Source organism: Streptosporangium sp. NPDC006013, assembly GCF_040614275.1.
In the GTDB taxonomy this organism is placed as follows: domain Bacteria; phylum Actinomycetota; class Actinomycetes; order Streptosporangiales; family Streptosporangiaceae; genus Streptosporangium.
This window is the reverse complement of the sequence record NZ_JBEXUE010000427.1, coordinates 1-8511: the sequence shown is the minus strand read 5'-3', so window position 1 is coordinate 8511 and position 8511 is coordinate 1. Positions and strand designations below refer to the sequence as shown.

9 protein-coding genes are annotated in these 8511 nt (G+C 69.6%); 6 read left to right on the top strand and 3 right to left on the bottom strand.

The window, feature by feature from the left end:
* The coding region (locus ABZ260_RS40185) for a transketolase C-terminal domain-containing protein (RefSeq protein WP_355628100.1) at positions 1-1064 on the top strand (1064 nt) is incomplete at its 5' end.
* Between the two features lie 64 nt (positions 1065-1128).
* On the opposite strand, the gene ABZ260_RS40180 is transcribed toward ABZ260_RS40185, so the two are convergent.
* From ABZ260_RS40180 to ABZ260_RS40170, 3 genes are read right to left on the bottom strand one after another with little or no spacing between them, the layout of a single operon-like run.
* Positions 1129-2274, bottom strand: a complete 1146-nt coding sequence (locus ABZ260_RS40180; protein WP_355628097.1) for a magnesium and cobalt transport protein CorA — start codon at positions 2272-2274, stop codon at positions 1129-1131.
* A gap of 10 nt (positions 2275-2284) precedes the next feature.
* Positions 2285-2761, bottom strand: coding sequence for a nuclear transport factor 2 family protein (locus ABZ260_RS40175; protein ID WP_350916769.1), 477 nt, complete (start codon positions 2759-2761; stop codon positions 2285-2287).
* A gap of 16 nt (positions 2762-2777) precedes the next feature.
* On the bottom strand, positions 2778-3695 hold the full coding sequence (locus ABZ260_RS40170; RefSeq protein WP_355628106.1) for an amidohydrolase family protein: 918 nt from the start codon (positions 3693-3695) through the stop codon (positions 2778-2780).
* Between the two features lie 83 nt (positions 3696-3778).
* Here ABZ260_RS40170 and ABZ260_RS40165 point away from each other — a divergent pair, with 83 nt between their 5' ends.
* The 5 genes from ABZ260_RS40165 to ABZ260_RS40145 form a co-directional block, all read left to right on the top strand.
* Positions 3779-4495, top strand: a complete 717-nt coding sequence (locus tag ABZ260_RS40165) for a M50 family metallopeptidase (RefSeq protein WP_355628094.1) — start codon at positions 3779-3781, stop codon at positions 4493-4495.
* A 241-nt stretch (positions 4496-4736) separates the two neighbouring features.
* Entirely contained in the window at positions 4737-5450 is a 714-nt protein-coding gene (locus ABZ260_RS40160) for a histidine kinase (RefSeq protein ID WP_355628091.1), read from the top strand.
* 148 nt (positions 5451-5598) lie between these two features.
* Positions 5599-8235, top strand: a complete 2637-nt coding sequence (gene lanKC, locus ABZ260_RS40155) for a class III lanthionine synthetase LanKC (RefSeq protein WP_355628088.1) — start codon at positions 5599-5601, stop codon at positions 8233-8235.
* A gap of 4 nt (positions 8236-8239) precedes the next feature.
* Complete coding sequence (locus tag ABZ260_RS40150; protein ID WP_350916758.1) at positions 8240-8371, top strand: SapB/AmfS family lanthipeptide; 132 nt, start codon at positions 8240-8242, stop codon at positions 8369-8371.
* 41 nt (positions 8372-8412) lie between these two features.
* A partial coding sequence (locus ABZ260_RS40145; protein ID WP_355628103.1) for a SapB/AmfS family lanthipeptide occupies positions 8413-8511 on the top strand: 99 nt, incomplete at its 3' end.

The window sequence follows — 8511 nt, the reverse complement described above, 5'->3', positions numbered from 1 at the left end:
GCAGCAGGTCGCGGGCCTGGTCCAGGACGGCGTGGCTGTCGGCGCCGTCCGCCCTCTCCCAGGCCATCAACCGCACCCTCACCGACGCCCTGGCCGCCCACCCCGACGTGCTGGTCTTCGGCGAGGACGTGGCGCGCAAGGGCGGCGTCTACGGCGTCACCCGCGGCCTGCAGAAACGCTTCGGTCTCGGCCGGGTCTTCGACACCCACCTCGACGAGCAGGCGGTGCTCGGCCTGGCACTCGGCTCGGGGCTCTCCGGCCTGCTGCCGGTGCCCGAGATCCAGTACCTGGCCTACCTGCACAACGCCCTGGACCAGATCCGCGGCGAGGCCGCGACGCTCCAGTTCTTCTCCCGGGGCGCCTTCCGCAACCCGATGGTGCTGCGCGTCGCCTCCTACGCCTACCAGAAGGGCTTCGGCGGCCACTTCCACAACGACAACTCCGTCGCCGCGCTGCGCGACATCCCCGGCCTGGTCGTGGCCTCCCCCGCGCGTCCCGATGACGCCGCCTCGATGCTGCGCACCTGCCTGGCCGCCGCCCGCACCGACGGCAGCGTCTGCGTCTTCCTTGAGCCCATCGCGCTGTACAGCACCCGCGACATGTTCGAGGAGGGCGACAACGGCTGGCTCTCCCCGTACGCGCCTCCGGCCCGCTGGGCGGAGACGCACATCCCGATCGGGCGCGCCCGCAGCTACGGCGACGGCCGCGACCTGACGATCGTGACCTTCGGCAACGGCCTGCGGATGAGCCTGCGCGCCGCGGTCAGGCTCACCGCCGAGGGGCACAGCTGCCGGGTGCTCGACCTGCGCTGGCTCTCCCCCCTGCCGGTGGAGGATCTGATGCGGGCCGCCGAGCTGACCGGAAGGGTGCTGATCGCCGACGAGACCCGCCGTAGCGGAGGAGTCTCGGAGAGCATCGTCGCCGAGCTGATCGACGCGGGTTTCACCGGCAGGATCGCCCGGGTGACCTCCTTCGACAGCTTCATCCCGCTGGGCGAGGCGTCCAGGCACGTGCTGCTGTCGGAGGCCGAGATCGAGGCCGCCGCCCGCAAACTGCTCAGCTGATTCCTCCGGACCGAAATCCCGGAAGCGGATGTGGCCAGGCGCCTCCTGTCGGGAGGTGCCGGGCTCAGAGCCAGTCTCGGCGTTTGAACACCAGATACAGGGTGAGACAGACGCCCGCCATGAGCAGGACCGCGAAGGGGTAGCCCCACGTCCAGTGGATCTCGGGCATCACGTCGAAGTTCATTCCGTAGATGGTGCCGACGAGGGTGGGGGCGAACAGGATGGCGGCCCAGGCGGAGATCTTCTTGACCTCCTCGTTCTGGGCGTTGCTCGCCTCGGTGAGCCTGGTCATGTGCTCGTTCTGGGCCTGGGCGACCATGGTCGAGTTGACCACGAGGATGTCGTGGAGCATCTGGCGGAAGCCGCTGACCCGCTCCGCGACGGTGATCGCGTGGTCGGCCACGTCCCGCAGGTATCTCTGCAGTTCCTCGTCCACCCCGTACTTGGCGGCCCCCGCGATGAAGCCCTCGATCATGCCCAGCAGCGGCTGGGTGGCCCGCTGGAACTCGATCACCTCGCGCGACAGCTCGTAGATGCGGCGGGAGACCCCGGGCTCGTTGCCGAAGACCTGCACCTCGATCTCGTCGATGTCGTTCTGCAGACCGGCGACCACGGGGGCGTAGCCGTCCACCACCGCGTCGAGGATGGCGTAGAGCACCGCCTGCGGGCCCTGGCCGAGCAGGTCGGGGTCGTGCTGCATCCTGCGGCGGACCTGTGACAGGTCGGGGGCCTCGCTGTGCCGTACGGTGATCACGAAGTTCTGGCCGACGAAGACGTGCAGCTCGCCGAAGTCGACCTCCTCGGCCTCGTCGAGATACCTGGCGGGGCGGAGCACCACGAACAGGGTGTCGCCGTAGCGGTCGGCCTTGGGCCGCTGGTGAGCGACGATGGCGTCCTCGACCGCCAGCTCGTGCAGGTCGAACTTCTCGGCGACGTCGAGGATGACGCTGTCCTCCGGCCGGTAGAAGCCGATCCAGGCCATGCTGTCCGGGGTGTTCTTCAGGCACTCGAAGGCGTCGGGAAGAGACTCGGGGGTGGCGGCGCGATGCCCGTCGACGTAGATCGCGTTGTCGATGACGCGCGAGCGGGGTGGGACCGGCAGCCCGTCACCGGCGGATCTGGGGTCCATCGAACGCTCGGGAGACTCCCGACCGGCGCCGGGACGCCCGCGCATCAGGCTTCGCAGGCCCCGCACTCGCCGGTCGGTCACACGTGTCTCCTCATCGGGTGGTCATGAACTCTTGCAGCGACTGCATCGCGGTGTTGCGGATCTTGGCCCTGAGCATCGGGGTCCAGCCGAGGATGATCCCGGTCGGCAGGCCCATGGCCATCTTGGACCAGCGCCGCAGGTCGAAGTCGTCGTGGTGGCGAACGATAAGTCCGTCCTCGAAACGGAAGAGAGCGTCGATTTCATTGACGACCCTCCTGCCCGTCTTGCCGAAGGTGTAACTGGCGGTCCAGTGCGCGGTGCCCTCGTACTGGCGGACGGCGATGTCGCGGACCTCCACCCCGAGGTCGGTACTGCGGCCGAGCAGCATCCGCCACATCCCCATGACCTTGTCGCGTCCTTCGAGATCCTGGAAGACGGGGTCCCCGAACGTGACGTCGGGGTGGTAACAGCGCTCCATCTCGTCGGCGTCACGACGTGCGAAGGCGTCATAGAACGTCTTGATGAGCTCGGCGTTTCGGTCGTTCACGAGTCTCTCCCGATCATCAATGTCCTGCTGACCGAGTGTAGTGCGCCGAAAGGTCAAGGAGATTGTCCGCATTGTTCCAACACACCGCGCGGAGCCAGTCGTCGCCCAGGTCGAGCCTGTCCAGCGCGTGGAGCTGGTGGGCGTAGGGGTGGGGGATGTTGGGGAAGTCACTGCCGAGCAGGACCTTGCCGGCCAGCCCGAGGTCACGCAGGCGCGGCCGGAGGCGCGCGGGGAACGGCGTACCACGCTCGGCGAAGTCGGTGAAGGTCATCGTGGTGTCGAGCCGCACGTTCGGAAAGGTCTCGGCCAGCTCGAAGAACTCGTCGTACTCCGGCATGCCGAGGTGCGCCACGACCAGCGGCAGGGTGGGATGGCGCTCCAGTACCCCGCGCACCGGCACCGGCCCCGTGCAGCGGCCGGGCAGCGGGATCGAGCTGGCGTGGACGACGACGGGAACGCCCCACTCGGCCAGCAGCCCCCACACGTCGTCGATCTCCTCACACCTGGGGTCGAAGTCGCCGACCTGGAGGTGGACCTTGAAGATCCGCGCCCCACGGCCGAGCGCGTCCCGGACATAGCCAAGGACTCCAGGTTCGGGGTAGAAGGTGGCCGAGGGCAGACATTCCGCCGTACGGCGGGCGAAGTCGAGCGTCCATTCGTTGAGGCTCTCGGCCATGCCCGGCCGGTGCGCGTAGGCGAGGGCGGAGAAGGCCCGCACTCCGAGCGCCCGCAGCCGATCGACCCGCTCCTCGACGGGCAGCCGGTAGTGGATCCGCCACCCTTTCCCCATCAGCGGACCGCCGTGCTCGAAGTGGTGCCAGACCCGGCGCTCCATGCGCTCGGGCAGGAAGTGGACGTGCACGTCCGCCAGGCCGGGCAGGCCAAGCCCACGCCACCAGGCGGGGGCGTCGGCGTCCGCGAGTTCCGGAATCATGTTCTGCACGACCTCGACTTTATCGCCAGCACACCGGCAGTCGTGGGACGCTTTGCTCTCATGCCGCGAAGGAGAAGTGAGCGTTGTCCGACCTCTGGGTGACCCTGACCACGGCCCGTTCCGGGCCGCCCCTCTGGGTCGTGCTGCTGTCCGCGCTGGCCGCACTGAGCGTGGTGTCGTGGTCCACCTCGTGGCAGTTGTCGCGAGGTCTGATCACCATCGCCCACGAGGGCGGGCACGCACTGATGGCACTGCTCACCCGGCGCAAGCTGGAGGGCATCCGCCTGCACTCCGACACCTCCGGCGTGACCCTGACCAGGGGCAGGCCCCGCGGGCCCGGCATGATCCTGACCGCCGCCGCCGGATACGTCGCCCCGTCCCTGCTGGGGCTGGGCGGGGCATGGCTGACCTCCTCCGGCTACGTGGAGGTGCTGATCGCAATAGTGATCGTGCTGCTGTTCTGCATGCTGCTGCTGATCCGCAACCTGTTCGGCGTGGTGAGCCTGCTGGCGACCGGGGGCGCGATCTCCGTCTTCACCTGGTACGCCGAGCCCGACATGGACGCCGCCCTCGCCTATCTGGCCGTGTGGTTCCTGCTGCTGGGGGGTGTGCGGCCGATCGTGGAGCTGCAGCGCAAGCGGCGTTACGGCCGGGCACCCGACTCCGACGCCGATCAGCTCGCCCGGCTGACCTTCCTGCCCGGCGGGTTCTGGGTGTTCCTCTTCCTGGTGGTCGCGGGCGCCTGCCTGGTGGCCGGGACCTATTTGCTGCTGCCTCCGGCGTTCAAGCTCTCCTGGTAAGCCCGCCGCCCCCTTTTCCGGACCGGCCCGGACGATTTCGCCGTGACGCACGGCGCACGCCGGAAGAACCCTGACCAGCCACCCGCCCCCCATCAGCCAGTTTATATCACCGCATTTCCAGCCTATTCATCACCAATATCTCCCGCTTCAGCGGAAAGCTGAAAACTCCTTCTCGGTTGACATTTAACAACTCTTTTGAGTTTATTAGAGGAAATATCGTTTCCTCTGCGAGAGGCGTTTCATGCCGCACCCCGCCTACCTCGTCGGAACGGCCGGGGCGGGCATCCTGCTGATCTCTCTGGGCGTCACGCTCGCCCTCGTCCTGCGGATCAGGCGCCTCCACGCCGAGCGGGAGCGCGCCCTGGCCAGGGCCTACGAGGGGTTCGCCCGCGACATGCACGACATCGTGGGGCACTGGCTCTGGCTGGCGTCCATCAAGGGAGAGCTGGCCCACCGGCGGGCCGCCGGCGACGCGCGCCTGCGCGAGGATCTGGAAGAGGTGCTCCAGGCGGTACGGCAGGCCGCGCACGCCGTACGGAACGTGTCCGCGGCCCGCCACCGGCTTTCGTTCCCCGGCGAGGCCGCCCGCGCCAGAGCGCTGATGGAGGGGTTCGGAGCCTACTGCTCGGTCCGGGTGGACACCGACGAGCTGCCCGAGCCCGTGAGCGCGGCGCTGGGCGCTGTGGTGCGCGAGGGCGTGACGAACATGCTGCGGCACAGCCAGGTGAAGCGGTGCGCGATCGAACTGGTCGAGCACGGCGGCCTGCTACGCCTGACCGTCGTCAACGACGGGGCACCCCGGCGGGAGGCGCCCTCCATCGGCGGCGACATCGGCAGCGGGGTGGGCAACCTCCGCCACCGCCTGGGCGAGCTGGGCGGCACGGTACAGGTGACGGGCGGTGCGGACGGGTGGTTCACCCTGATAGCCGAGGTTCCCGGCAATTATTCCGAATAACCTTCATGTCTCTCACAAAAGCACAGGTAGTACCCACCTTCACGGTCGACACTGTGCGTTTCGCATATACGAGTGGTTTAGTTTGTAACTAGTGGTTTCTCGGGTTATCCGTAATTCTCTCTTCTGGAAGACAGCAGGGGAGAATGCCGTGGATGACCAGTATGAGCTTTATTGCCTGGCGGACCCGCTTTTTTACGACACGCTTGACGGCCGGCGGAGCGACCACCCCGATTTCGCGCTCGCGGCCCGGGAGGTCCCGGACGGCTGGCAGCACCAGGCGACCGACACCTGGATGCACTACGCGCCGCTCGCGGGCCGCATCCCCGCCCAGGGCTGGAAGATCCACGTCTCGGCCCGCGCCGAGGACGCCGAGCGCGCCCTGGAGACGGTCTGGGACTACTGCGTCCCCCGCGGCATCGCGTTCAAGTTCCTGCGCAGCCTGCCGGTCATGACCATGCTGAACTCCAAGGCTGCCCCCCGCGGCGCCAGCGGCAAGCTCGTGACGATCTACCCGGTGGACGAGGCACAGCTGGAGCTCACCCTGAAGGAGCTCGACGAGCTGCTCGCCGGCGTCGAGGGGCCGTACATCCTCAGCGACCTCCGCTACGGCGAGGGCCCGCTCTTCGTGCGGTACGGCGGGTTCGCCGCGCGGCGCTGCCTGGCCGGCAACGGCGAGCTGGTGCCGGCCGTGGCGGACGGCGAGGGGCGGCTGGTCCCCGACGTGCGCGGACCCTCCTTCGGAGTGCCGTCCTGGGTGACGCTGCCCGTCTTCCTCGAACCCCACCTGGCCGCCCGCAACGCGGTCACCACCGAGAGCCTGCCCTACCGGGTCGAGAGCGTCATGCAGTTCTCCAACGGCGGCGGCGTCTACCTCGGCGAGGACCTGCGCACCGGGGAGCGGGTCGTGCTGAAGGAGGCCCGCCCGCACGCCGGTCTCGACGCCGCCGGCCGGGACGCCGTGGCACGGCTGGCACACGAGCGCGACATGCTGGAGCACCTGTCCGGGCTGGACGCGGTGCCCGCGCTGATCGACTACTTCACCCTGGGAGGCCACCACTTCCTGGTCGAGGAGTTCGTCGACGGCAACCCGCTCCAGCGGCAGCTCGTACAGAGATACCCGCTGACCAGGGCCACCTGCGACGAGGCGGCCCTCGCCGAGTACACCGCCTGGGTGCTCGACACGCTTCCCAAGGTGCGGCGGGCGATCGAGTCCCTGCATGGACGCGGGGTGGTCTTCGGCGACCTGCACCCGAACAACATCCTGGTGACCGCGGACGGCCGCCTGGTGCTGATCGACTACGAGGTGGCGACCTTCAGCACCGATCGCGGCCGCGCGGCGCTCGCCCATCCGGCATTCGGCGCGCCGGCCGACCGGCAGGGCACGGACGTCGACCGCTACGCCCTCGCCTGCCTCTGCCTCGGCCTGTTCGCCCCCCAGCTCACGATCATGCTGCCGCTCGACCGCGCCAAGGTGGTCGACCTGGCCAGGCTCATCACCGAGACCTTTCCGGTGCCGCCCGAGGTGATCGACGAGGCGGTCCTGACCGTCGCGGGCCCCGCTCCGGCGGCGGTCACACCGTTCCCGAGGCCGGGCCACGACGGCTGGCCCGAGCTCAGGGAGGCGATGACCCGGGCCATCCTGGCGAGTGCCACTCCCGACCGCGACGACCGGCTCTTCCCAGGCGACGTCGCCCAGTTCCAGCCCGGCGGGGGCGTCAACCTCGCGTACGGCGCCGCGGGCGTGCTCTACGCGCTGGCGGTGACCGGGGCCGAGCGCCTCCCGGCCCACGAGGACTGGCTGCGCCGCAGGGCGCTGGCCCCCGCTCCGGGGACCGGTGTCGGTTTCTACGACGGGCTGCACGGCGTGGCCTACGTCCTCGACCTGCTCGGGCACCGCCAGGACGCGATCGACACCGTCGACCTGTGCCTGCGCGAGAAGTGGGAGGCGCTGGAGCTGGGGCTGTTCGGCGGCCTGGCGGGCATGGGCCTGAACCTTCTCCATCTGGGCGTCACCACCGGCGAACGGACCTTCGCCGACCTTGCCCTGCGGATCGTCGACATCTGCTCCGACAGGCTGGGCGGGCCCGACGACGTGCCGAAGATCAGCGGCGGCAGCCATCCCCGCGCCGGGCTGATGTACGGCTCCTCCGGGCCCGCCCTTCTCTTCCTGCACGCCTACGAGCGCACCGGCGACACGTCGCTGCTCGACCGGGCGGCCGTGGCGCTCCGGCAGGACCTGCGGCGCTGCGTCACCGGCGAGGACGGAACCCTCCAGGTCAACCAGGGCTGGCGCACGCTGCCCTACCTGGACGAGGGGTCCGTGGGCATCGGCATGGTGCTCGCCCGCTACCTGGCCCACCGCCACGACGCGGACCTCCGCACCGCGCTCGACGGCTGCCGGCTCGTCACCCGGGGACGGTACTTCGTGCAGTCCGGCCTGTTCACCGGCAGGAGCGGCGTGCTCGCCGCCCTCGGCTGGGGCCTGGGACCCGAGACCCCCCGCACCGACCACCCAGACCTGGCCGCGCAGCTGCGCGGGCTCGGCTGGCACGCGCTGCCCCACGGCGGCGGGCTGGCCTTCCCCGGCGACCAGTTGCTCAGGCTCTCCATGGACTTCGCGACCGGCACGGCCGGAGTCCTGTTCGCGATGAGCGCCGTGCTGCACGACCGGCCGGCGTTCCTCCCCTTCATCGAGCCGCCCGGCGGCACGAACGCCCCTGCCTGGGCGTCCGCGCACGGATCCGCCGGGCGGTTTGGCTCCTGCGACTCACCGAAGGAGGTGTAACGACATGGTTCTTCTCGACCTGCAGTCCCTGGAAACCCCCGGCGGCGGCTCCGGCGGCGGCGGTGGCAGCACCCTCACCGTCCTGGGCTGCCAGTCCGGCCGGCCCAGCAACCTGAGCCTGCTGCTCTGCCACTAGTCCTCCCCATATCGGTTCCCATCTACAAGTGAGGAAATCCCATGATCCTTCTCGACCTGCAGTCCCTGGAGACCCCCGGCGGCGGCCACGGCGGCGGCGGTGGCAGCACCCTCACCGTCCTGGGCTGCCAGTCCGGCCGG

What these genes read in the sequence shown, in the direction of transcription:
- ABZ260_RS40170 (WP_355628106.1), bottom strand. Translation starts at nt 3,695, where the DNA reads ATGATTCCGGAACTCGCGGACGCCGACGCCCCCGCCTGGTGGCGTGGG.
- ABZ260_RS40160 (WP_355628091.1), top strand. Translation starts at nt 4,737, where the DNA reads ATGCCGCACCCCGCCTACCTCGTCGGAACGGCCGGGGCGGGCATCCTG.
- ABZ260_RS40150 (WP_350916758.1), top strand. Translation starts at nt 8,240, where the DNA reads ATGGTTCTTCTCGACCTGCAGTCCCTGGAAACCCCCGGCGGCGGCTCC.